The organism is Mordavella massiliensis (genome assembly GCF_016901695.1).
Lineage (GTDB): Bacteria > Bacillota > Clostridia > Lachnospirales > Lachnospiraceae > Claveliimonas > Claveliimonas massiliensis_A.
In genome coordinates this window covers 1-23,204 of record NZ_JACJKS010000025.1, presented here as the reverse complement: position 1 = coordinate 23,204, position 23,204 = coordinate 1, and the positions used below count along the sequence as shown (strand labels likewise).

23 protein-coding genes are annotated in these 23,204 nt (G+C 58.6%); 19 read left to right on the top strand and 4 right to left on the bottom strand.

Annotated elements, in window-relative coordinates; translation table 11 throughout:
- On the top strand, nucleotides 1-257 hold a 257-nt coding region (locus tag H6A20_RS12215), incomplete at its 5' end, for a transposase (RefSeq protein ID WP_204907393.1).
- A 263-nt stretch (nucleotides 258-520) separates the two neighbouring features.
- Here the strand turns inward: H6A20_RS12215 and H6A20_RS12210 are convergent.
- The gene (locus tag H6A20_RS12210; protein WP_204907392.1) at nucleotides 521-1,651 is read right to left on the bottom strand and encodes an Rpn family recombination-promoting nuclease/putative transposase; all 1,131 of its coding nucleotides are present in this window, start codon (nucleotides 1,649-1,651) and stop codon (nucleotides 521-523) included.
- 359 nt (nucleotides 1,652-2,010) lie between these two features.
- Here H6A20_RS12210 and H6A20_RS12205 point away from each other — a divergent pair, with 359 nt between their 5' ends.
- The 6 genes from H6A20_RS12205 (at nucleotide 2,011) to H6A20_RS12180 (ending at nucleotide 7,772) form a co-directional block, all read left to right on the top strand.
- Nucleotides 2,011-2,817 carry a hypothetical protein gene (locus H6A20_RS12205; RefSeq protein WP_204907391.1) on the top strand — a complete coding sequence of 269 codons (807 nt, stop codon included), beginning with the start codon at nucleotides 2,011-2,013 and terminating at the stop codon, nucleotides 2,815-2,817.
- Between the two features lie 20 nt (nucleotides 2,818-2,837).
- Nucleotides 2,838-3,080 carry a hypothetical protein gene (locus H6A20_RS12200; protein WP_204907390.1) on the top strand — a complete coding sequence of 81 codons (243 nt, stop codon included), beginning with the start codon at nucleotides 2,838-2,840 and terminating at the stop codon, nucleotides 3,078-3,080.
- A 124-nt stretch (nucleotides 3,081-3,204) separates the two neighbouring features.
- Entirely contained in the window at nucleotides 3,205-4,563 is a 1,359-nt protein-coding gene (gene brnQ / locus H6A20_RS12195; protein WP_204907389.1) for a branched-chain amino acid transport system II carrier protein, read from the top strand.
- A 416-nt stretch (nucleotides 4,564-4,979) separates the two neighbouring features.
- Nucleotides 4,980-5,999: an ABC transporter substrate-binding protein gene (locus H6A20_RS12190; protein WP_204907388.1), complete on the top strand. Its 1,020-nt coding sequence runs from the start codon at nucleotides 4,980-4,982 to the stop codon at nucleotides 5,997-5,999.
- Between the two features lie 27 nt (nucleotides 6,000-6,026).
- The gene (locus H6A20_RS12185) at nucleotides 6,027-6,965 is read left to right on the top strand and encodes an ABC transporter permease (RefSeq protein ID WP_243426221.1); all 939 of its coding nucleotides are present in this window, start codon (nucleotides 6,027-6,029) and stop codon (nucleotides 6,963-6,965) included.
- A 12-nt stretch (nucleotides 6,966-6,977) separates the two neighbouring features.
- A complete protein-coding gene (locus H6A20_RS12180) occupies nucleotides 6,978-7,772 on the top strand; it encodes an ABC transporter ATP-binding protein (RefSeq protein ID WP_204907394.1) in 795 nt (264 codons plus the stop codon).
- 74 nt (nucleotides 7,773-7,846) lie between these two features.
- On the opposite strand, the gene glgD is transcribed toward H6A20_RS12180, so the two are convergent.
- Together glgD and H6A20_RS12170 are read right to left on the bottom strand one after the other, a co-directional pair.
- Complete coding sequence (glgD, locus tag H6A20_RS12175) at nucleotides 7,847-8,962, bottom strand: glucose-1-phosphate adenylyltransferase subunit GlgD (protein ID WP_204907387.1); 1,116 nt, start codon at nucleotides 8,960-8,962, stop codon at nucleotides 7,847-7,849.
- A 1-nt stretch (nucleotide 8,963) separates the two neighbouring features.
- The gene (locus H6A20_RS12170; RefSeq protein ID WP_204907386.1) at nucleotides 8,964-10,103 is read right to left on the bottom strand and encodes a glucose-1-phosphate adenylyltransferase; all 1,140 of its coding nucleotides are present in this window, start codon (nucleotides 10,101-10,103) and stop codon (nucleotides 8,964-8,966) included.
- 262 nt (nucleotides 10,104-10,365) lie between these two features.
- On the opposite strand from H6A20_RS12170, the gene H6A20_RS13785 reads away from it, so the two are divergent.
- Nucleotides 10,366-10,497: a hypothetical protein gene (locus H6A20_RS13785; protein ID WP_275952137.1), complete on the top strand. Its 132-nt coding sequence runs from the start codon at nucleotides 10,366-10,368 to the stop codon at nucleotides 10,495-10,497.
- Nucleotides 10,498-10,625: 128 nt separating this feature from the next.
- Here H6A20_RS13785 and map read toward each other — a convergent pair whose 3' ends face one another.
- Nucleotides 10,626-11,435, bottom strand: a complete 810-nt coding sequence (gene map, locus H6A20_RS12165; protein WP_204907385.1) for a type I methionyl aminopeptidase — start codon at nucleotides 11,433-11,435, stop codon at nucleotides 10,626-10,628.
- A 179-nt stretch (nucleotides 11,436-11,614) separates the two neighbouring features.
- On the opposite strand from map, the gene H6A20_RS12160 reads away from it, so the two are divergent.
- The 11 genes from H6A20_RS12160 to H6A20_RS12110 all read left to right on the top strand — a co-directional run bounded on the left by H6A20_RS12160 (nucleotide 11,615) and on the right by H6A20_RS12110 (nucleotide 22,919).
- Nucleotides 11,615-12,691, top strand: a complete 1,077-nt coding sequence (locus H6A20_RS12160) for a 6-phosphofructokinase (protein ID WP_204907384.1) — start codon at nucleotides 11,615-11,617, stop codon at nucleotides 12,689-12,691.
- A 27-nt stretch (nucleotides 12,692-12,718) separates the two neighbouring features.
- Complete coding sequence (dnaX, locus tag H6A20_RS12155; protein WP_204907383.1) at nucleotides 12,719-14,293, top strand: DNA polymerase III subunit gamma/tau; 1,575 nt, start codon at nucleotides 12,719-12,721, stop codon at nucleotides 14,291-14,293.
- 16 nt (nucleotides 14,294-14,309) lie between these two features.
- Entirely contained in the window at nucleotides 14,310-14,660 is a 351-nt protein-coding gene (locus H6A20_RS12150; protein WP_204907382.1) for a YbaB/EbfC family nucleoid-associated protein, read from the top strand.
- Nucleotides 14,661-14,684: 24 nt separating this feature from the next.
- A complete protein-coding gene (gene recR / locus H6A20_RS12145) occupies nucleotides 14,685-15,281 on the top strand; it encodes a recombination mediator RecR (RefSeq protein ID WP_204907381.1) in 597 nt (198 codons plus the stop codon).
- A 3-nt stretch (nucleotides 15,282-15,284) separates the two neighbouring features.
- Nucleotides 15,285-16,388, top strand: coding sequence for a LacI family DNA-binding transcriptional regulator (locus H6A20_RS12140; RefSeq protein ID WP_204907380.1), 1,104 nt, complete (start codon nucleotides 15,285-15,287; stop codon nucleotides 16,386-16,388).
- A 270-nt stretch (nucleotides 16,389-16,658) separates the two neighbouring features.
- Nucleotides 16,659-17,315 carry a fructose-6-phosphate aldolase gene (gene fsa / locus H6A20_RS12135; protein WP_204907379.1) on the top strand — a complete coding sequence of 219 codons (657 nt, stop codon included), beginning with the start codon at nucleotides 16,659-16,661 and terminating at the stop codon, nucleotides 17,313-17,315.
- 40 nt (nucleotides 17,316-17,355) lie between these two features.
- Entirely contained in the window at nucleotides 17,356-18,192 is an 837-nt protein-coding gene (locus H6A20_RS12130; RefSeq protein ID WP_204907378.1) for a transketolase, read from the top strand.
- Entirely contained in the window at nucleotides 18,180-19,121 is a 942-nt protein-coding gene (locus H6A20_RS12125; RefSeq protein WP_204907377.1) for a transketolase family protein, read from the top strand. The genes H6A20_RS12130 and H6A20_RS12125 overlap by 13 nt, the downstream gene beginning before the upstream one ends.
- 312 nt (nucleotides 19,122-19,433) lie before the next feature.
- Nucleotides 19,434-20,519, top strand: a complete 1,086-nt coding sequence (locus tag H6A20_RS12120) for a LysM peptidoglycan-binding domain-containing protein (RefSeq protein WP_204907376.1) — start codon at nucleotides 19,434-19,436, stop codon at nucleotides 20,517-20,519.
- Between the two features lie 228 nt (nucleotides 20,520-20,747).
- On the top strand, nucleotides 20,748-21,986 hold the full coding sequence (locus H6A20_RS12115; RefSeq protein ID WP_204907375.1) for a DUF5711 family protein: 1,239 nt from the start codon (nucleotides 20,748-20,750) through the stop codon (nucleotides 21,984-21,986).
- A 9-nt stretch (nucleotides 21,987-21,995) separates the two neighbouring features.
- Complete coding sequence (locus H6A20_RS12110; RefSeq protein ID WP_204907374.1) at nucleotides 21,996-22,919, top strand: CvpA family protein; 924 nt, start codon at nucleotides 21,996-21,998, stop codon at nucleotides 22,917-22,919.
- Nucleotides 22,920-23,204 lie beyond the last annotated feature (285 nt).

The window sequence follows — 23,204 nt, the reverse complement described above, 5'->3', positions numbered from 1 at the left end:
TGCGGGAGGAATCCAATGCGAATATCCAGAGTGAAGAAGGGATCCTGAAACGCCAGACACGATCGATCCAGACAGAAGGACACTTTGGAGATATCAAAGAGAACGAGAACTTCCGCCGTTTTAATTACCGTTCAGCGGAAAAAGTATATAAAGAATTCATGTTGTATGCAATAGGCCGGAACATCCTGAAATACCACCGGTTCCTGCATCATGAAATCGAGAAATACGAAGGGAAAAAGGAGCAGAAAGCCGCTTAATGGATGGAGCACCCTTGCAATCCAGGTCAAGGGGCTTTTGCGCCCTAAAATACAAGAGATAAAAAGAAAGAGACATTCCGACAGAGAATCCGGTTTCTGGAAAAATCCGAATTCTCTGGGATTGCCTCTTTCCTGTGTGTTAAGGATTAAAATTCGGTATTAACCGACTTCCCCTTCTTTGTACTGGCGACGAGCGAAAGTCCGGGCTTGCCCGAGACCTTGGAGGCCGCTTATAATCCCGGAACGTACCTTCTGGCGCGCCCCTACATCTGCGCTTTGAAGTCTTCTATGCTGCCGGCCCGCGCGGCCAGCTTAAGCCACCTCTCCAGCGTCTCCTGGTCCGTCTCTTCCAGGATCCGCCCGCGCAGTTCCTCCGGCACCGGGCCTGTGTCTTCCAGGAGGCTCAGCACGGACAGGGCATGGCCTTCCGTGATGCCCTTTTCCCGGCCCTCGGCCATGCCCTCGGCGCGGCCCTCGGCACGGCTCTTCCTTCGCGTCTCCTGCACATCATATCCTTCAAAATTCGGAAACAACATGGCAAACTCCCTCCTTTCGATCCGGTCTGTGAACTCTTCTATCTCTTCCTTCGGTACGTTCAGCCGGAGCAGCAGCACTGCCATCAGTTTTCCCATCAGTTTCAGCACCGACTCCGGCGAATCCTTCGTGATCTCCTCCAGATACCCCTCCGGCAGCTCCCGCAGCGCCCGGAAGTCCGCCGCGCTCCTGAGCTTGTCGATCAGCATGATCAAAGACAGCTCGTCCTTTTTCTCGATGAGCTCCCGGTTGCTGTACCGGGACAGCGGCACTACCAGATACCGGAAGGCCGGGATGTAGTCGCCCAGCACGTCGTTTAGGAAGACCCTCTCCCGGAAATCTGTGGCTGCGGTCCAGTTCCCGGAGCCGTCGAAGAAGACGATTGGCAGGACAGGCGGATAGCGGAAGTCCTTCCGCGTCGTACATCCTTTCTCCTTTGCCTCCATCTCTTTCTCATAATCCGTGAGGATCTGGACGATGTACCGCAGGATCCGGAAGGACATGCTGTGATCCACCTTGTGCTGGTGTTCGATCAGGGTGAGCAGATAGAGCGTATCCCCCGCTCCTGCGCCGCCCGGCCCTGTGCTGCCTCCCCCTGTATCCGGCCCCCGGTGCAGGCGGATCTTCTTGACAGAGTCGGAGTCCCGGTTCTCCTGCCAGAGCTCCAGGAAACGCTCGGAGATATCCTCGATGTCCTCCGGCTGTACGTCCTTTAGAAGTCCTACGTCCACGTAGTCCCGCAGGAACTGGGCGCACAGGGTGTGGTTGTCGAAGATCTCCTTGGCGCCGCTGTCCCTGGTCCGGCTGCTGCCGATCTGCGGTTTCCTTGTTCCGGGGCTGCTGGTTCTTTTGTCTTTCATGTGCATCCTCCTTTGCTCGTTCCGGAAACACAAAAAAGACTGGCCTTTTCTTTATTGTACCAAGGGCGGGGTCAAAAGACAACGATGCGTTCCCGGTTTTTCTGTTCTGTTTTGCGTGGTTTCATCCTGTTTGAAAAAACTGGCCGACCGGCCGGAAAACAAAGACGGGGATCCCGGATGCGGGACTCCCTGGATCTTTATGGAAATCAGTATACTCGTTTTCCGGGGGAAAAGCAACACAAATACACGGGATCCGTCTGGAAAACATTCCCTGTCCTTTCCAGTTTCTTTCCATGGTATGATAGGTACCTGACCGGCGGCGCGGCTGCCGGGGAAAAAAGAGAGAAAGAGGGAATGAGATGAGAAAGAAACGGACGATCCGGCTCGCGGCGGCCCTGCTGCTTCTGTTTCTTGGGTTCTGTGCGCAGAGCGCGCAGGCCCGGGAGCAGGCGGACTACACGGTGGAGTACATCGGGCGGGCCGGGGACAGCGAGGCGCTGCTCGGGACGAAGACATACCGGGCGCCAGCGGGGGACACGGTAAACGTGGAGACGCCGCAGTTTGAGGACTACGAAAGGGAGGCGGGACAGGACCTGGCGAAGATGGACCACACCTTTGACGCCTACCCCTGGATAGACGGGAGCGCCCACTCCATCTTTGTGACCTACTTTGTGGAGCGAAGCGACGGGACCTTCCGCAGGGTCGGGGAGGAGAGCGTCCGGATCGAGAAGGACCCGGATGTGTACGGGGCGGAGGTGACGGTCTTTCATCCCGACGGCCTGACCTGCGAGGAGGGCTGGTATGCCACGGGGAGCTCCCCGGAAGCCTGTGAGACCGGCGCGAAGATCCCGGTCCTCCCGGAGCAGATGCAGGGGGACGGCGCCTGCGTCTTCCGGCACGTCGGTTCCTTTCTGCACGTGTACATGAAGAAGGACCTGTTTACCCTCCGGTACATGGATATCGACGAGGAGGGAAACGACGTCGTGCTGCAGACGCGGCAGGTGCGATATAAAGACACGGTCAGCCTGGACTATGTGCCGGAGGAAGGGCACGGACAGGACCGGTTTGGGGGACGGGAAAGACCGGCGACACGGTCTTTGCGGCGTCCCTCAGAGAAGAGGAGCCCGGCTGTCCGGCCGGGTTCCGGGCGGACGGAGAGCTGCTGACGCTGCAGGAAGACGGGGAGGTGAACGGGATCACCCTTGTATACCGCACATACCGGGAAGCTGCGCCGGAGGAAGGCCCCTCTGCCGGACAGACGGGGACAGAGGAAGGGACAGAGACAAAGGAAGAGATCAAGGCAGAGCCGGCAGCCGGCGCGCCGGCCATCCCCCGGACTGGTGACGGACGTGCGCCGGCCGCCCTGCTGCTTTTCTCTGCGGGCGGACTTCTCGCGGCCGCAGCGGCGCTGCGGGGGCGCAGGCGCTAAGGAAGTGCAGGCGCTAAAGGAGCTCTGGCGGGCAAAGAATGTTAAACCGTAAACAATGGTGTCGTCCCTCCCCGAACTGTGCTATAGTAAGCTATAGTAATAAGAAAGCGGGGGGACGGGGAACATGAAAAAGAAACTGACATGTAAAGAGACGATCTTTGTGGCCAGCATGCTGTTCGGCATGTTCTTTGGGGCCGGGAACCTGATCTTTCCGGTCTCCATGGGACAGATGTCCGGCAGCCATGTCTGGCAGGCTGCGGCGGGCTTTCTCATCACGGGAGTAGGCCTGCCGCTTCTTAGTGTGGCCGCGCTTGGCATCAGCAGGGAGCGGGGGCTTCTGGAGCTGGCAAGCCGGGCGGGGGCCGGGTACGGGCTGTTTTTCACTTGCGCCCTCTACCTGACGATCGGACCGCTTTTTGCCATCCCCAGGTGCGCCACCGTCTCCTACACGGTGGGGATCGAGGGGCTTCTTCCCGGACAGGGGGATCCCCTCTGGCTGGCCGGGTTCTCCTTCCTCTTTTTTGCGGCGGTCCTCTTCTTCTCCCTGCGGCCCGGTGAGATCATGACCTGGATCGGCAAGGTGCTGAACCCGCTCTTCCTTGCGTTCCTGGCTGTTCTCGTGCTGCGGGCCCTGAGCGGGCCCATGGGGCGGACCGGGGAGCTGCCGGCGTCAGGGGCCTATGTGGACGGCGCGTTTGCCACCGGCCTTCTGGAGGGATACAACACGATGGACGCCCTGGCCGGCCTTGCCTTCGGCATTGTGGTGATCGACGTCATCCGCAGGCTGGGCGTGGAGGACCCCGGGGATGTGGCGAAGAGCACGGTGAAGGCGGGCGCTTTCAGCGCCGTCCTGATGGCGGTCATCTATGTCCTTGTCTCGGTCATGGGTGCCCAGAGCGCGGGACAGCTGCCGGTCAGCAGCAACGGCGGCGAGGCGCTGGCCCGGATCGCGGATCACTACTTCGGGAGCGCAGGCGCCCTGATCCTGGCTGTGACGGTCACCGTAGCCTGCCTGAAGACGGCGGTGGGGCTGATCACAAGCTGCGCGGAGACCTTCTCCCACCTTGTCCCGGGGCGGTTCTCCTACCGGGGATGGGCCGCGGGCTTCAGCGTGTTCTCGTTCCTGGTGGCGAACCTGGGCCTGGACGCCATCATCGCCTACGCGGTGCCGGTCCTTATGTTCCTCTACCCGCTGGCGATCGTGCTGTGCCTCCTGACGCTGGCCGGCCGCTTCTTCGCGGACGACAGGCGGGTGCTTCAGTGGGCGCTGGCCTTCACGGCGGTGGCGGCCGCCTTTGACGGGATCCGGGCGCTGCCGGAAGAGACGCGGGTCTTCCTCCATCTGGACGGCCTGACCGGATGGGCGGGGGCGCTCCTTCCCCTGTCGGGGGCCGGGTTCGGCTGGGTCTGTCCGGCTGTCCTGGGGACGGCGATCGGCCTTCTTGTACGGCGGCGCGCCAAAAGAAAGGGGAAAGAAGAGTAAGCTGGTATTTTTATACGACAGCTCCTTTTGTAATCTGTGGTGGAAGATAAGAAAACACAGAGCGCGAAAGGAGCTGTTTTACTATGAAAGGATACAATACGGAGAAAGGCTATATGGGATATGTGGAAGGGAGCTACATGCTCTTTGCCAGCGAAGCGGAGTACTACGATTACATGGAAGAGTAGACATATGGGGAGGTGAACCTGCCAAAGGGGATAGGAGTGTTCCCGGTGGAACGCTCCTTTTTATTTTGTACAATATGCAGGATTGCCAAAAAAACGGTTGACTTCTCATTTTTTTAGGACTATAATGCAGTTTGTGGGTAACTTTCATACAGTGAAGTGTAAAAATTTTGAAGTGTGAAAATTCTAAAGTGTGAAAGTAACGCGAAACTGACAGCAGGGAGGAAACAAAAGATGAAAGCAAAAAAAGTGATGGCGGTTATGACAGCAGCAGTGATGACGGCGGGCCTGACGGCCTGCGGAAGCAGCTCCGGGAGCGGGGACGGCGCCGGGAGCAGCGGGGGATCCGGCGGTTCCGGCAAGTATGTGATCGGGATCTGCCAGCAGATGGAGCACCCGTCTCTGGACGATGCGACGGCAGGCTTCCAGGATGCCTGCAAAGAGCTGCTCGGCGAGGACAATGTAGAGTTTGACGTGCAGAACGCCCAGGGAGAGCAGGCCATGTGCTCCACCATCATGAACAATTTTGTTTCCTCCGATGTGGATCTCATTCTTGCCAACGCGACCCTGCCGCTCCAGACGGCGGCCCAGGCGACAGCGGACATCCCGATCCTGGGAACGTCTGTCACAGACTACGGCAGCGCCCTCGGCATGGACGACTGGACGGGCACGACGGGAGTGAACATTTCCGGTACAAGCGACCTGGCGCCCATCTCCGAGCAGGAGGACGTGATGCTGGAACTTCTGCCGGATGTGGAGACCGTGGGCATCCTCTACTGCTCCGCGGAGTCCAACTCCAAGTACCAGGCGGAGATGTTTGAGAAGGAGCTGGAGGAGGACGGCGTGGCGTACAAGGAGTACACGGCGGCAGACTCAAACGAGATCCAGTCCGTGGTGACAAGCGCAGTGCAGGAGTGCGACGCCCTCTATATCCCGACAGACAACACTATGGCGGCCAACCCGGGGATCATCGACAACATCTGCCGGCCCGCGAAGGTGCCGGTGGTCGCCAGCGAGCAGGGAACCTGCAGCGTATGCGGCATCGCGACGCTGTGCATCAGCTACTATGAGCTTGGCTATAAGACAGGCGAGATGGCCTGCGATATCCTGGCTGACGGCGCGAATATAACGACCATGGAAGTGCAGACGGCGCCGGAACCGACGAAGATGTACAACCCGCAGATCTGCGAGGAGCTTGGCATCACAGTTCCGGAGGGGTACGAGGCGATCGAGTCTGACTCCACGGCAGAATAAGAGACAGAAAGGCAGAGGCGAAAGGATATGATAGCAGAATACATACTTTCCCTGGACCCGCTGGCGCTGCTGCGGGCCATGCCCGGAACGGCGGCACAGGGTATCATATGGGGGATCATGGCAGTGGGGGTCTACATCACGTTCCGGATCCTGGATTTCCCGGATCTGACGGTGGACGGATCCCTGGCCACAGGCGCAGCGGCGGCGGTCATGCTGATCCAGGGCGGGATGAGCCCGGCCCTCTCCCTCGTGTTTGCGCTGCTGGCAGGCATGGCGGCGGGCCTGGTGACCGGCCTTCTCCACACGGGACTCGGGATACCGGGCATTCTGGCCGGCATCCTGACCCAGGTATCGCTGTACTCGGTGAACCTGGGCATCATGGGGAAATCCAACCAGGGCATCAGCCTGACCCAGCAGGGTCTGGTGGCGTCCTCCCGGTATGTGAGCGGCGACGGGAGGGCGCTGTTCTTCCTGGAACTGATCGCCGGCTGCCTTGTCCTGGTGGCTGTCGTATACTGCTTCTTCGGCACGGAGACAGGCGCGGCCATCCGCGCCACGGGCTGTAATCCGCAGATGGCCCGGGCTCAGGGGATCAACACGGATGTGGCCAAGGTGCTGGCGCTGACCCTCTCAAACGGCCTGGTCGGCCTGTGCGGCGGGATCCTGGCGCAGTACCAGGGGGCGGCCGACGTCAACATGGGGCGGGGCGCCATCGTCATCGGCCTGGCGGCCGTGATCATCAGCGAGGTGATCTTCGGAAAGCTGTGCGCGGGGCGCAAGATGGCGTTCGCCTGCACGCTGGCGGCGGTGTTCGTGGGCGCAGTCCTGTACTATGTGGCCTACGCCCTTGTGCTCTGGCTTCGGATGCCCTCGGATTACATGAAGCTGTTCTCGGCGCTGGTGGTGGCGCTCTTCCTGGCGGTGCCCTACCTGAAGGACCGGCGGGCGGCAAAAAGGAGGTCGTAGGACATGGGATACATGCTTGAGATACAGAACATCCACAAGACCTTTCACAAGGGGACGATCAACGAGAAGAAGGCCCTGGACGGCGTGAACCTGCGCCTGGATCCGGGCGACTTCGTGACCATCATCGGCGGGAACGGCGCCGGCAAGTCCACCACGCTGAACGCCATCGCCGGCACCTGGTTTGTGGACGAAGGAAAGATCATCATAGACGGCGCGGATATCACCAACCTGCCGGAACACAGGCGGGCGGCCTACCTGGGGCGGGTGTTCCAGGATCCCATGACCGGCACGGCGGCGACCATGTCCATCGAGGAAAACATGGCCATCGCCGCCCGGCGCGGCAAAAGAAGAGGCCTGCGCTGGGGCATCTCCAGGAAGGAGAGGGAGGAGTACAAGAAGAAGCTTGGCGCCCTCGGCCTGGGGCTGGAGGCGCGCATCTCCACGAAAGTGGGGCTTCTGTCCGGCGGGCAGAGGCAGGCGGTCACCCTTCTCATGGCGGCCCTGCGCCGGCCGAAGGTCCTGCTCCTTGACGAGCACACGGCGGCGCTGGATCCGAAGACGGCGGCCAAGGTGCTGGAGATCTCGGACCGGATCATAGAGGAGAACCAGCTCACAGCCCTGATGGTGACCCACAACATGCGGGACGCCATCGCCCACGGGAACCGGCTGATCATGATGCACGAGGGGCGCATCATCTACGACGTGTCCGGCGAGGAGAAGCGGAACCTGAAGGTGGCGGACCTGATGCGCAAGTTTGAGGAGGCCAGCGGCGGGGAGCTGGACAATGACAGGATGATCCTGGGATAGAAAGACAGAGGCAAAAAAAGAACTTCCGGCACAGCGCCGGAAGTTCTTTTTTTGTATGCTTTCCGTAATCCGTTTTAGATCACATCGTCCCTGCGGATGTAACCCGGATCGTCAGGATCCGCCACCACTTCTTTGACGTGGGTGATCTTCGCGTGCTTATCCGCCACGACATTCTCCACATGCACGTCCGTATCGATGGTGACGTCGGGGAGGATCACGCAGTTCTTCACGACAGCGCCCTTCTTGATGGTGCAGCCGCGGCCGATGATGGAGTTCTCGATGGTGCCCTCGATGAGGCAGCCGTCCGACACGATGGAATTCTTTACATTGGATCCCTCGAAATACTGGGTCGGACAGGAGTCGTTCGTCCTCGTGTAGATCGGCCACTCGTCCTCGAAGAGGCTGAGGGCTGTCTTGAAGTCGATCAGCGAGATGTTCGCGTCATAGTAGCTCTTGAAATCCGTGATGGAGGCGAAGTATCCGCGGTGGGACACGCCGCGCACATCCAGTTCCTCGCAGGAGGCGCTGACGATGTCCGCCAGGGTGTACATGGAGGAAGTCTTGTGAGCCTTGTGGATGAGGTCCAGGAAGAGCTCCCGGCTCATCACGTATGTGTCCATGAAGATCTGGCGGTTCTTGGCCGTGCCGCGGTTCATCTCCAGGGAGAGCACGCCCTTCTGCTTGTTCAGGTTCACGGTGTTGCAGTTGAGGAAATGTTCCTTCGCATCGTCCGTGGAGTGGTACAGGAGGGTGATGTCCGCGCCGGAGTCAATGTGGGTCTGCAGAAGCTCATTGAAGTCCTGGGCGTAGATCATGTAGCTGGGGGCGATCACCACGTAGGGGCAGGTCGCGCTGCGGATGCATTCCAGGTTCTCGCGGAAGGCGGCGATATCGTTGTTGTAGATATCATGCTCCACGCCTGTCTCCGCGAAGAGGATGTGGAGGCGGCCCCTCTTGGAGTTGATGTTGTAGTGGCGTCCTGTTCCCAGATGCTCTGCCAGGGAGCGGGGCTTTCTGCGGATGTAGACCTGGATCTGGTCAATGCCGCTGTTGCTCATATTGGAGATCGGGAAATCAATGACCCGGTATCTTCCAAGAAAGGAGAAGGCGCCGATGGGGCGGTAGGGCTGCAGGCCCTCTACCCAGATGTGATTTCCGGAAAAGTTTACAATTCCTAATGCCTTGTTCATATTACTCAACCCCCTTTACACGTTTGGAGACCAGCTCGATGTGCTCGCTGTCAGCGCTGCCGACCTTCGCCTCTTTGCCGATCTTGACGCCGTCCGCCACAAGGGCTCTCTGCACGACGGCCCCCTCGGCTACCTCGGCCCCGGGCATCAGCACGCTGTCGATGATCTTTGCGCCCGCGCCGATCTTTACGTCTGTGAAGAGGACAGAGTTCCTGACCGACCCCTCGATGATGCAGCCCTGGGTGATGAAGGCCTTGTCGATCTCGGCGTCAGGCCCTATGTACTGCGGGAGCGCCACGGCGTCCTCCGTGTAGATCTTCCAGGTGGAGTCGTTCAGATCCAGCTCGTTGTTCCGGTCCAGCAGATCCATGTTGGCTTCCCAGAGGGAATCGATGGTCCCTACGTCCTTCCAGTAGCCTTTGAATTTGTATGCGCACAGCTTCTTGCCGTCCGCCAGCATGGCGGGGATGATGTCCTTGCCGAAGTCGTGGCTGGACTCGTTGGACTTCATGTCCGCTACCAGCATCTTGCGAAGCTGCTTCCAGTCAAAGATGTAGATGCCCATGGAAGCCAGGTTGCTCTTTGGCTCGGCCGGCTTCTCCTGGAATTCCACGATCCGCCCGCTCTCGTCCGTGTTCATGATACCGAACCGGCTCGCCTCCTTCATGGGAACCTCGATGACGGCGATGGTGGCGTCCGCGTTCTGCTCCTTGTGGTAGGCGAGCATCTTCGCGTAGTTCATCTTGTAGATGTGGTCGCCGGAGAGGATGAGCAGGTACTCCGGCGAGTAGGAATCGATAAAGTCGATATTCTGTGAGATGGCGTCCGCCGTACCTCTGTAAACGTTTAAGTTGACATCCGCTTTCTCGCGGGGCGGGAGCACGAACACGCCGCTGTCCCTCGCATCCAGGCCCCAGCGCCGTCCCGCCGCCACGTAGCTGTTCAGCTGGATGGACTCGTACTGGGTCAGGACGCCCACAACATCAATGCCGCTGTTGGCACAGTTGCTGATGGGGAAGTCGATGATCTTGTATTTACCGCCATAGGAAACGGCAGGCTTGGCAACCTTATTTGTCAGCTCGTGCAGCCTGGAACCGCGGCCGCCGGCTAATATCATGGCTAACATACTATTTTGTTTCATATGCGCCTTCCTCCTTTGCTCTGATATATCAATATTATATAATCCTATCCGCGGACATGCCATAAGTTTTTGAAAAAAATACAAGAAATTTTATAAAAATGCATGGAAAAATTCGGGATATTATACAAATATTTCTTTTATTCGAAAAAATCTATATAAAAATGATTATAGGTATAGAAAAAATGTTGCAGTATCCATAGATATTCGTTATAGTATGGGAGAACTGAATTGTCTTGAGACTTACACAGAAATGGGGAAACACATGAAGAAACAGTACAAGAAAGCAGTGAGCCTGGAGGCATTCATCTTCCTTATTATTTTTCTCGCCATTTTCGGCGGGCTGTGCGCCGGCGTGGCGGCCAACTTTATTTTTAAGCTTGTGTCAATGTTGTGATGAAAGGATGCTGCGGCGCGGAGCGTGGAGAACTCCGCGGCATCATGGGGGCAGGTTCCAATATCAACACATTACCAAGATATCAGCTCTGAAAAAAGGACTGCGCGGTCTGCGCAGTCCTCGTTTTATTATTTTGACAGGACCTCGGCCCCGTCCTCTGTTATGAGCACCATGTACTCCACCTGGGCGGACAGCCCGTCGTCGATGGTGCAGACGGTCCAGCCGTTGTCCTCGTCGATGAAGAAGTCCGGGCTCCCCTCGTTGATCATGGGCTCGATGGTGAACATCATGCCGGGGACCAGGACCATCTCGCTGCCCTTTGGCGTCACATAGCTGACAAAGGGCTCCTCGTGGAACTCCAGGCCGATGCCGTGGCCGCCGATGTCCTCCACCACGCTGTAGCCGTTCTCGCGGGCGTGGGTATTGATGGCCCAGGCGATGTCGCCTAAGTGCCCCCACGGTCTGGCCTGCGCAAGGCCCAGCTCCACACACTCCTTTGTGACGCGGACCAGCTTTTCGGCCCGCGGGCTGACCCGGCCGATGGTGAACATGCGGGATGCGTCGGAGTAGTAGCCGTCCAGGATAGTGGAGACGTCCACGTTGACGATGTCCCCCTCCTGCAGGATCTCCCCCTCGTCCGGGATGCCGTGGCAGATCACATTGTTGACGGAGGTGCACACGCTCTTCGGGAACCCTTCATAATTCAAAGGCGCGGGGACGCCGCCGTGGGCGACGGTAAAGTCGTACACCAGACGGTCGATCTCATCCGTGCTCATCCCGGCGCGGATGTGCGCCGCCACATGATCCAGCACGGCGGTGTTGAGATCCGCGCTCTTTTTGATCGCCCGGATCTGTTCCGGCGTCTTGAGGAGGGATCTGTCGGGGACGATCTCCCCCTTTGCCGCGAGTGTCCAGAGTCTTATATCCAGTTTGTCCATAGTTTGTACCAGCTTTCTGTCTAAATCATTCCGTTACCAGTATACCCGCTTCCGGCCGCCAGGTAAAGGGGCAGGGAGGGGATGCGGGACTGTTTTTTCTTGTGCCGGGTAGGAAAATAGGGTATAATCTCTATGAATATGACAGCAGTACAGATAGAGGAGAAAGGAGTGATCTGACTATGCTGCGGATCGGAATGCTTACAAGCGGAGGAGACTGCCAGGCCCTGAATGCGGCCATGCGGGGCGTTGTAAAAGGAGTCTGCTCCAAGAGGAATGATGTGGAGATCTACGGATTTATGGACGGATATAAGGGCCTGATCTATTCCAATTTCAAGATGCTCACATCGCGGGATTTTTCCGGTATACTGACAAGGGGCGGCACGATCCTGGGAACGTCCAGGCAGCCCTTCAAGCTGATGCGGGTGCCGGACGAGAACGGGCTGGACAAGGTGGAGGCCATGAAGCACACGTACCACAAGCTGAACCTGGACTGCCTGGTGATCCTGGGCGGCAACGGGACCCACAAGACGGCCAACCTTCTGCGGGAGGAGGGGCTCAATGTCATCACGCTCCCCAAGACCATTGACAATGACCTGTGGGGCACGGACATGACCTTCGGGTTCCAGAGCGCGGTGGACGTGGCGACGGACACCATCGACAGGATCCACACGACAGCCACCTCCCACAGCCGCGTGTTCATCGTGGAAGTCATGGGCCACAAGGTGGGCTGGGTGACCCTCCATGCAGGCGTCGCCGGCGGCGCGGACATCATCCTGCTCCCGGAGATCCCCTATGACATCAAGGTGGTCGTGAACGCCATCCGGAAGCGGGCGGAAGAGGGCAAGCGCTTTACCATCATCGCGGTGGCGGAGGGCGCCATCTCCAAGGAGGACGCCAAGCTCTCCAAGAAGGAGTTCAAGGAGAAGAAGGCGAAGGAGAACTATCCCTCCGTCGCCTACGAGCTGGCGGAGCGGATCCAGAAAAAGATGGACCAGGAGGTCCGCATCACGGTGCCAGGCCATACCCAGAGAGGCGGCTCCCCCTGCCCCTACGACCGCGTGCTGGCCACAAGGCTCGGCGCAGCGGCGGCAGAGCGGATCCTGGAGGGGGATTACGGGTACATGATGGCGATCCGCAGAGGGGAGATCACGAAAGTGCCCCTTGCGGAAGTGGCCGGCAAGCTCAAGACCGTGGATCCGGAGGCAGGCATCATAAAAGAGGCCAGGATGACGGGCATCAGCTTCGGCGACAAGTAAGAAGGAAGAATAAAGGAGTGCAGCCAGATGGGATATACAGCGCTATACCGGAAATTCCGTCCCGGTGAATTCGCGGACGTCAGAGGGCAGGACGCGATCGTGACAACCCTGAAGAACCAGATAAAGAAAGACAGGATCGGACACGCGTACCTGTTCTGCGGGACAAGGGGGACGGGAAAAACAACCGTGGCGAAGATCTTTGCCAAGGCGGTCAACTGCGAGCATCCGGTGGACGGGAGTCCCTGCGGCGAGTGCGCCATGTGCCGGTCCGTTGCGGCCGGCACTTCCATGAATGTGATCGAGATCGACGCGGCGTCCAACAACGGCGTGGACAACATCCGGGAGATCCGGGAGGAAGTGACGTACCGCCCTACGGAAGGGCGCTTCAAGGTCTATATCATAGACGAGGTGCATATGCTCTCCCAGGGGGCGTTCAACGCGCTCTTAAAGACGCTGGAGGAGCCGCCGGAATACGTGATCTTTATCCTGGCGACCACGGAGGCCCACCGGATCCCGGTGACGATCTTAAGCCGGTGCCAGCGGTATGATTTCAAGCGGATCTCCATCGACACCATCGCCGGCCGGCTGCAGGAAGTGATCGGCAGGGAAGGGCTGGATGTGGAGGACAAGGCCGTGCGCTACATCGCCCGGATGGCGGACGGCTCCATGCGTGACGCGCTGAGCCTTCTGGACCAGTGCGCGGCATTTTATATCGGGCAGCGGCTGACCTACGACCATGTCCTGGAAGTGCTGGGCGCGGTGGATGCGGACATGTTCAGCCGGCTTTTGCGGGAACTCCTTGACCGGGATGTGAAGCGGGTCATCGAGACGGTGGATGAGCTGATCATGCAGGGGCGTGAGCTGTCCCAGATGGCGGCGGATTTCACCTGGTACCTGCGCAACCTCCTCCTTGTGAAAAGCTCCGAGGAGATGGAGGACGTGCTGGATGTGTCCACGGAGAACCTGCAGAAGATCCGGGAGGAGTCCGGGATGATCGGGACGGACGAGCTGATCCGCCACATCCGGATCTTCTCGGAGCTGACCGGCCAGCTCAAGTACGCGTCCCAGAAGCGTGTCCTCCTGGAAGTGACGCTGATCCGGCTGTGCCGGCCCCAGATGGAGCAGGGGCCGGACGCGCTGCTGGCGAGGCTCAAAGCGCTGGAGGACGAGGTGGAGGCGCTCCGGTCGGCGCCCCCGGCTCCCGCAGGTCCGGGCGGTCCTTCGCGGGCGTCTGCCCGGGAAGAGGAGGCGCGCCGCCCGGCGCCGGAGCTTCCCAGGGCGCTGAGCGAGGATGTGAAGGCGGTGGCCGCAGACTTCCGGTCCATCGCACAGGGCGCGTCCCCCATGCTGCGCAGCTATCTTAAGAAAGCGCATCTGAGCGCGGGGGAGGGCGACAGGCTCCTGCTCGTGCTGGACGATGAGGTGAGCGCGGCTTTCGTAGGCCGCCAGGAACACCGGGAGGAGATCGAGCAGCTCATCGCGCAGAAGACCGGGAAAAAGATGGAGGTGGACGTCCGCCGGGTCGAGGCGGGCAGACGCTTTGAGGACAGCTTCGTGGACATTGAGAAGCTGATCCATATGGATATAACGATAGAAGACTGATAAGGAGAAGAAGACAATGGCAAGACGCGGAGGTTTTCCGGGGGGAATGCCCGGAAACATGGCAAATCTTATGAAGCAGGCGCAGAAGATGCAGCGCCAGATGGAGGAGCAGGCCAAGGAGCTGGAGACGAAGGAGTTTACGGCTACAGCGGGCGGCGGCGCGGTGGAAGTCACTGTGTCCGGCGCGAAAAAGGTGCTGAAGGTGAAGCTGGATGAAGAGGCTGTGGATCCGGATGACGTGGAGATGCTGGAAGATATGCTTGTGGCGGCTGTGAACGAGGCGCTGGAGAAGGTGGACGCCGAGTCGGCGGCCGGCATGTCCAAATTTACCGGCGGACTGGGCGGCGGCATGCCGGGCCTGTTCTAGCGGGAAAGCGGCGGTGAAGGAGATATGGATTACTACAGCAGTCAGATCAGCAGGCTGATCGAGCAGTTCTCCAGGCTGCCGGGCATCGGCCCCAAGTCTGCCCAGCGGCTGGCCTTTCATCTCATCAGCATGCCGGCGGACCAGGTGCACGAGCTGGCGCAGACCATTGTGGAAGCCCGGGATCATATCCGGTACTGCAGGGAGTGCTGTACCCTGACGGACCAGGAGGTCTGCCCCATCTGCGCCAACCCGGCGCGGGATCACCGGACCATCATGGTGGTGGAGACCCCCCGCGACCTGGCTGCCTATGAGAAGACAGGCAAGTACGAGGGCGTGTACCACGTGCTCCACGGCGCCATCTCCCCCATGCTGGGGGTCGGCCCGGGGGACATCCGCCTGAAGGAGCTGATGGAGCGGCTCCGGGGGGATGTGGACGAGGTGATCATCGCCACGAACTCCAGCCTGGAGGGGGAGACGACAGCCATGTACATCAGCAAGCTCATCAAGCCGGCCGGGATCCGGGTGAGCCGGATCGCCAGCGGCGTGCCGGTGGGCGGCGATCTGGAATATATTGACGAGGTGACCCTTCTGCGGGCGCTGGAGGGCAGAACGGAGATTTAGGAGATGGCAGGGAAAAAGAAAGTGACATCAACGGATATTGCCCGGGCAGCAGGCGTGTCCCAGTCCACCGTCTCCATGGTCCTGAACAGGAAGTACAACGTTTCCTTTTCCAAAGAGACCGTGGAGAAAGTGGAGGCGGCCGCCGAGGAGCTGGGCTATGTCCTGCCGAAGCGGAAAGGGAAGAAAGAGAACCGCCGGGAGAAGCTCCTGGTGGTCTTTTGCTCTAATCTGACGAACCCCTACTACGTCATGCTCCTGCAGGGCATTGAGCTCAGGGCCAAGGAGCAGGGCTACGGGCTGTTCGTCTGCAACACCCAGCGGGATCTGAAGATGGAGGAGCGGTACCTGAAGATGATGTGGGAGCTCCATCCCGTGGGGATCATCTATACGTGCAACCCGAGCCACTGCTTTATGGACACGGTGGAGAAGCTGGCCGGGGAGATCCCGGTCGTCATCATCAACAACCAGAATGAGCGGCTGAACGTGGATGCGGTGGAGCTGGACAATTCCAAGCTGGGCCGGATCATGGCCCGCCACCTCCTGGAGCTGGGGCACCGGAAGGTGGCGTATATCGCGCCGCCCCTGACCGTGCGGCAGAAGCAGCGCTCCAAGCGGGTGGAGGGTTTCCTGAAGGAGTTTGAGAAGGCGGGCCTGCGGGACCAGGTCATCATCCGGGCGGCCGCCGAAGAGATCGACCGGGATATCGCCCACATCGATTCGGAGTACCGCATCGGCTACGAGCTGACCCGGGAGCTGCTGGCGCAGAAGCAGGATGTGACGGCCATCGTGGGGCTCAACGACATGATCGCTTTCGGCATCCTGGACGCCCTGCAGGAGGCGAAGCTGAAAGTCCCGGGGGACGTGTCGGTCATGGGCTGCGACAACACCCTGTTCGCCAGCATGCACAAGATGTCCCTGACCACGATCGAGCACTTTGTCATCTTCAAGGGGCGGGACGCCTGCGACATCATCATGAAGAAGATAGACTCGGGCCGCGGGAAATACGCCGGCGCGGAGCCGATCAGCACCTACCATGTGGAGTATGAGCCGAGGCTGATCGTCCGGGGGACGACGTCCTACGCCAGAACGAAAAAAAAGAAAAATTAATGTATTTTTAAAAAATATTAGTAATAAAAGACCTGATCCGGAAGACGGATGAACGGGAACAGGGCTCTCAAAAGCAGTTTTGTGATAAGTTTACATGCATTTAACGGGGAATATACAAAAACAGATACTAATAATTTGATTTTATTAATTGCGTAAATTATTAATAAAGAAACAAGGCTATTGACCGCCTCCTTTCTTATGCGATATAATTTAACCAAATGAGCGTATGCATTTTACCAGATGTTCATCAAAAGCAAGGAGGAAGAAAAAATGAAATTCTTTATCGACACAGCCAATGTAGAAGACATCAGAAAAGCGAACGACATGGGCGTTATCTGCGGCGTGACGACGAACCCGTCCCTGATCGCCAAAGAGGGGCGCGTGTTTGAGGAAGTCATCGCGGAGATCGCATCCATCGTGGACGGTCCCATCAGCGGCGAGGTCAAAGCCACAACGACAGACGCCGAGGGCATGATCAGAGAGGGACGCGAGATCGCGAAGATCCATCCGAACATGGTCGTAAAGATCCCCATGACCGTTGAGGGTCTGAAGGCCTGCAAGCAGCTCACAGCCGAGGGCATCAAGACGAACGTGACGCTGGTCTTCACGGCAAACCAGGCGCTTCTGGCCGCAAGGGCAGGCGCGACTTACGTATCCCCGTTCCTGGGACGTCTGGACGACATCTCCGTGCGCGGCGTTGACCTGATCCGCGAGATCGCAGAGATCTTTGCCGTTGCAGGCGATATCGACACGAAGATCATCGCAGCCAGCATCCGCAACCCCATGCACATCACAGACTGCGCGCTTGCAGGGGCTGACATCGCGACCGTTCCCTACGGCGTGATCGAGAAGATGACAAAGCATCCGCTGACAGATGCCGGCATCATCAAGTTCCAGGAAGACTACAAGGCTGTTTTCGGAGAGTAGGAATATACATAGAAAACTTTAACACCAGGAGGCAATTTTCATGAATAAAACAGAGCTTATGAAGACTGCGAACGAGGTGCGCAAGTGGATCATCGAGGCGACCCACAGCGCAAAGTCCGGTCATCCGGGCGGATCTCTTTCCGCGGCAGATATCTACACCTATCTTTATTTTGAAGAGATGAACATCGATCCGAAAGATCCGAAGAAGGCGGACAGAGACCGCTTCGTCCTCTCCAAGGGACACACGGCGCCGGGCTACTATTCCACACTGGCCCTGCGCGGCTTCTTCCCCACGGAGGATCTGAAGACACTGCGCCACACGGGTTCCTATCTGCAGGGACATCCGGATATGAAGCACATTCCGGGCGTGGACATGTCCTCCGGCTCTCTCGGCCAGGGCATTTCCGCAGCAGTCGGCATGGCCATCTCCGCGAAGCTCTCCGGCGATGACTACCGCGTGTACACGCTGCTCGGCGACGGCGAGATCCAGGAGGGACAGGTCTGGGAGGCATCCATGCTGGCCGCTCACAGAAAGCTGGACAACCTCGTGGTGATCGTGGACAACAACAATCTGCAGATCGACGGTGCGATCACGGACGTAAACTCCCCGTACCCCATCGATAAGAAATTTGAGGCGTTCAATTTCCATGTGATCAACATCGACGGACATGACTTCGACGCCATCGACGCTGCCTTCAAGGAGGCAAAGACAGTAAAGGGACAGCCCACAGCCATCATCGCCAAGACTGTGAAGGGCAAAGGCGTCTCCTTCATGGAGAACCAGGCATCCTGGCATGGAGCAGCCCCCAACGACGAGCAGTACAAGACTGCGATGGAAGATTTAGAGAAGGTAGGTGAAGCATTATGTCAGATGTAAAGAAGATCGCAACAAGAGAGAGCTACGGTAATGCTTTAGTAGAATTAGGAAAGAAACACGAGGACGTCGTGGTTCTGGACGCAGACCTTGCAAACGCCACCAAGACGGGCACGTTCAAGAAGGCGTTCCCGGAGCGCCACATCGACTGCGGTATCGCGGAGAGCAATATGATGGGCGTGGCGGCCGGCATCGCCACCACAGGCAAGGTTCCCTTCGCCAGCTCTTTTGCCATGTTCGCAGCGGGGCGGGCGTTCGAGCAGGTGCGCAACTCCATCGGGTATCCCCACCTGAACGTGAAGATCGGCGCGACCCACGCAGGTATCTCCGTAGGTGAGGACGGCGCGACACACCAGTGCAACGAGGACATCGCCCTGATGCGGACGATCCCGGGCATGGTTGTCATCAACCCCTCCGATGATGTGGAGGCAAAGGCGGCCGTTGAGGCGGCCTACGAGCACCAGGGACCGGTTTATCTGCGCTTCGGCAGACTGGCTGTCCCGGTGATCAACGACAATCCGGATTACAGATTTGAGCTTGGAAAAGCTGTGACACTGCGGGAGGGCACGGATGTGACGATCATCGCCACAGGCCTTCCGGTATCCGAGTCCCTGGCGGCGGCTGAGAAGCTGGCCGCGGACGGCATCAGCGCGGAAGTGATCAATATCCATACCATCAAGCCTCTGGACGAGGAGGCTGTCCTTGAGGCGGCCAGGAAGACAGGCAAGGTCGTGACGGTGGAAGAGCACTCCGTCATCGGCGGACTGGGAAGCGCCGTGTGCGATGTGGTTGCCCGGGAAGCGGCTGCAAAAGTGCTGAAGATCGGCATCAACGATACCTTCGGCGAGTCCGGACCGGCTGTAGAGCTGATCAAAAAGTACGGACTGGACAGCGACAGCATTTACACAAAGGTAAAAGAATTCCTGAAATAGGGAGCATATATGAATGTGAGGGCCGGCAGACGAACGTCTGCCGGTTCTTTTTGTATTGGTTGTACTGGCGGCGAGCCGAAGCCCGGGCCTGCCCGGGACCTTGGCGGCCGCCGTGTCCGCACAAGCGGGGCTGCGGTGATCGTGCCTGCGGTTCAGACACGGAAGCGGGCGCGGCGGTGGAAAAAGGCGGCAGAAAACGTCGCAGGGGGAGGGAAAACGGCGGAAATTTCCATGGACAGGCCTCATCAACTGCTAAAATACGCAAAAAGCATGTGCTATGATATGCAAAAATATCCAGTGAGGTGAGAGTATATGGAACGGAAATTTCCGAAGAATGTAAGGCAGGTGGGCAATGTCTCGGACACGCCGAAGATCTATGTGGAAGACTATGTGGACACCTACCTGAACCAGCTGAAGGCGGGCGCCAAGGAAGGGCCCGTGGGGGCGCTGCTGCTTGGGGAGCAGGCGGTAGTGGAAAGTCAGGAGTGCGTCTTTATCACCGGCGCAGTCCGCATCGAGGAAGTGACGGAGGAGCGGGGCGAGATCCGCGTCAGCGGGGAGGCCCGCGAGGGAGCCGTGCGGGAGTGCGGCACCTATTTTCCCGGCCGGGAGATCGTGGGCTGGGCCCTCGCCGCGCCGGGCAGGCCGCTTGTGCTGGCCGGCAGCATGGCGCAGATACACGAGCAGCTGAAGCTGGGGAAGAACAGCATCTTTATCCTGAAGGATCCGGAGGAGGACGAGGATGTCTACTTTGCCTACAAGTATCACGAACTGATGCAGATGGGAGGTTTTTTCATCTTTTATGAGAAGAATCCCGACATGCAGAATTATATGATCAATACGCGCAGACAGATCGGCGTTTCTCCCGGGGAAGTGGTTGAGGATCGAGCTGCAAAGAATTTTCGCTCTGCAGTAAGGGAGAAGATGGAGGCGCAGGAGCAGAGGAGTAATTCCCATCTCGTGTACCTGACAAGCATCCTGCTGGTAGTTGTCGTACTGGCGATCGGTATCTCAGCCATGAATAATTATGACAAGATGAATTCTGTTCAGTCATCCATAGAGACCCTCTCCAAATCCGTGCAGGGGGACGGCGGGGACGGGACTGCCGGGGAGGAAGCCCTGCAGCCCTCCGGGGATGCCTCCGCGGATGCGGGGATACAGGAGCCCGCCTCTGACGGGGCGGACGCCCTGCCTGCCGGTACAGCGGAGGGCGCGGAGCCTGTAGTGGAGGAGGGGGACGGCGGGGAGGAGTACTATACCGTGCAGAGAGGGGATACGCTGGACAGCATCAGCCTGAAGCTGTACGGCTCGACGCAGGAGACGGAGGCGATCTGCAAAATGAACGGACTGTCCGACGGAAATCTCATTTTCATCGGACAGAAACTTTTGCTCCCCTGACGCGCTGTTTCGGACGCCCGGCAATTTTCTCTTGTGAACCTGCGTGGGTATGGTATAATGATTGCACGAAGTGCAATCCAGCCCGGCATCCGGGCTGCCCTGCTTCGCAGGGATTATACCGGCAATCCACGGCTTGGGAAGTAAATGCTGCCTGCGGCAGCGCTCCCTTCCCTGCGCACGTGGTATAATATCCACGAAGTGATTGTAAGGGAAAACGAGGTTTGATATATGAAGCAGAAGATAAGAGACCGCTTCCGCCTTGTCGGGGAGGAGCCGGCCGGCGCGGCCCGGACGCCCGGAGGAGGGGACGCGGACCTGTCTATAGAGGAGCTGGACCAGCAGGTGCGGGCATACAGAAGGAAGATGCGTCTGCGGACGGTGATCGGGATTGCGGTGGCAGTCCTGTTTGCCGTCGGCATTTTCCTGTTCATCAACCTGCAGACCTATTCGTCCGTGCGGATCCTGGACGTGTACCCGGCGCAGGACGCGGGGAACAGCAGCTACCGGGAATTTGCATCCGGCGTGCTCAAGTACAGCCGCGACGGGATCGCGCTGCTGGACCGGAGAGGGGATGAAGTGTGGAACCAGTCCTACCAGATGCAGAACCCGATGGTGCATGTCTTCGGAGATTCCGCGGTCGTGGCGGACAAGGACGGCAACAGCATGATCGTCGTGGACCGCGACGGGCTGAAGGGCGAGATCGAGACGACCATGCCCATCGAGAAGGCGGTCGTCTCCTCCCAGGGCATCGTGGCCGCTGTGCTGAGCGGGGACGGCGAGCCCCAGATCGTCTGCTTTGACGCGGCGGGGAATACGCTGGCCAGGATCGACACAGCCATGAAGGGGAACGGCTATCCGCTGGATTTAAGTCTCTCGAAAGACGGGGAGTTGCTGCTGGTATCCTTTATGACCGTGGAGAGCGGACGCACCGTCACCCATATCTGTTACTATGATTTCGGGGAGGGCGGGAACGCCGGCGAGAACTACGAGGTCCTCAGCGAGACCTACGAGGATATGGTGGCGCCCGCCGTGTTCTTTATGGATGGCAAAACGTCGGCCGTGGTGGGGCACGACAGGCTCCTGCTCTACAAGGGAGGAGAGACGCCGGCGCTCTCGTCCGAGATCCCGCTTGGGAAAGAGATCCGGAGCGTGTGCCACAGCTCTTCCTATATCGGCCTGGTGCTCAAGAACGAGGGGGAGCCGGGCTATGAACTCTGCCTCTATAATAAGAGAGGGGACAAGGTCATGTCGGAGAAGTTTACCGGCGACTACTCGAACATGAAGATCTGCGGCATGCAGGTGATCCTCTACGACGGGGCGCAGTGCACCGTCTTCGGGCGGACGGGGATCCACAAGTTCGAGGGGGAGATGGAAAGTCCCATCCTGGAGATGTTCCCGGTCTTCGGCGTAAATAAATACATTGTGATGAATGCGGACGGGATGGAAGTGGTCCGGTTCGTAAAATAAGGAGAAGGTATGAATTGGATTCTGATAGCGACAGGCGTTATTTTTCTTGTATGCATGATCGTCGGGCTTTACAGGGGCGCGGTTAAGATCGCGGTCTCCCTGCTGGCCACGGTGGTCACATTTATCCTGGTGTTTTTTATGACCCCGTATGTGAGCAGCGGGATCGCCGCGGTCACGCCTCTGGACGAGATGATCGAGAGGCAGGCGGAGCAGTCCATCACAAGTATGGCATCCTCTGTCCTGCAGGGGGAAGACGGCGGCGCGTCCGGCGGCCTCACGGTGGACAATGTGCGCAGGGTCCTGGAATCCGCAGGGATCTCCGAGACACAGCTCAACGCGGCCGGCGTCACGGTGGAAGATATCGTGAACGGGAATGTCACCGATGACGAGCTGGCCCAGTACGGCATATCCAGGAGTCTTCTGGACGGCCTGCGTGCGGGCGGCGAGGAGGCGCAGGAGGCGCTGGAGGGGGCGGAGATCCCCCGCGACATGCAGATCGCCGCGATCGAGGGGGCGGACATCCCGGGCGTATTCAAGACGCTGCTTCTTAATAACAATAATGAAGAGATCTATGAGGATCTGGGCGTGGAGAGCTTTGCCCAGTATGTGGCCGCCTACGCGACGAAGCTTGTCCTGAACATTCTGGCGTTTATCCTCACGTTTGTCGTTGTCACGGTTGTGCTGCGGGCGATCATCTTTGCCCTCGACATTGTCGCGAACCTTCCGGTGATCGGATTTTTCAACCGGCTGGGCGGCGCGCTGCTGGGGGCCGTGGGAGCCCTTGTCATCGTGTGGATCCTCTTCATGCTCATCACCATGCTGTACACCACATCCTTTGGCAGGGAGGCCTACGACGCGGTTCAGGGAAACGACATCCTGCGCGTGATCTATGAGTACAACCCGGTTCTCAAGATGGCGGTGTCGTTTAAGTAAAATTTTGGGCAAAAAATTGTAAAAATCCGTTGACACTCAAAAATGAAGATGGTATTATAAAAATCCACCACGAAAGAGGGTGGATTTTTTGCCGGAAGAAGCGATGAAAACGCGGATGACGGCGAAAAAGAAAATTGAAAAACTTGTTGACAAACCGAAAGCGGCATGATAAACTATAGAAGTTGTCGCTGAGAGGCGGAAACAACGAAGAACCTTGATAACTGAACAATAGACAACGACCCTGAAAATTTCTAAGAGAAATATTCAGAACGGAAATCGGATCGA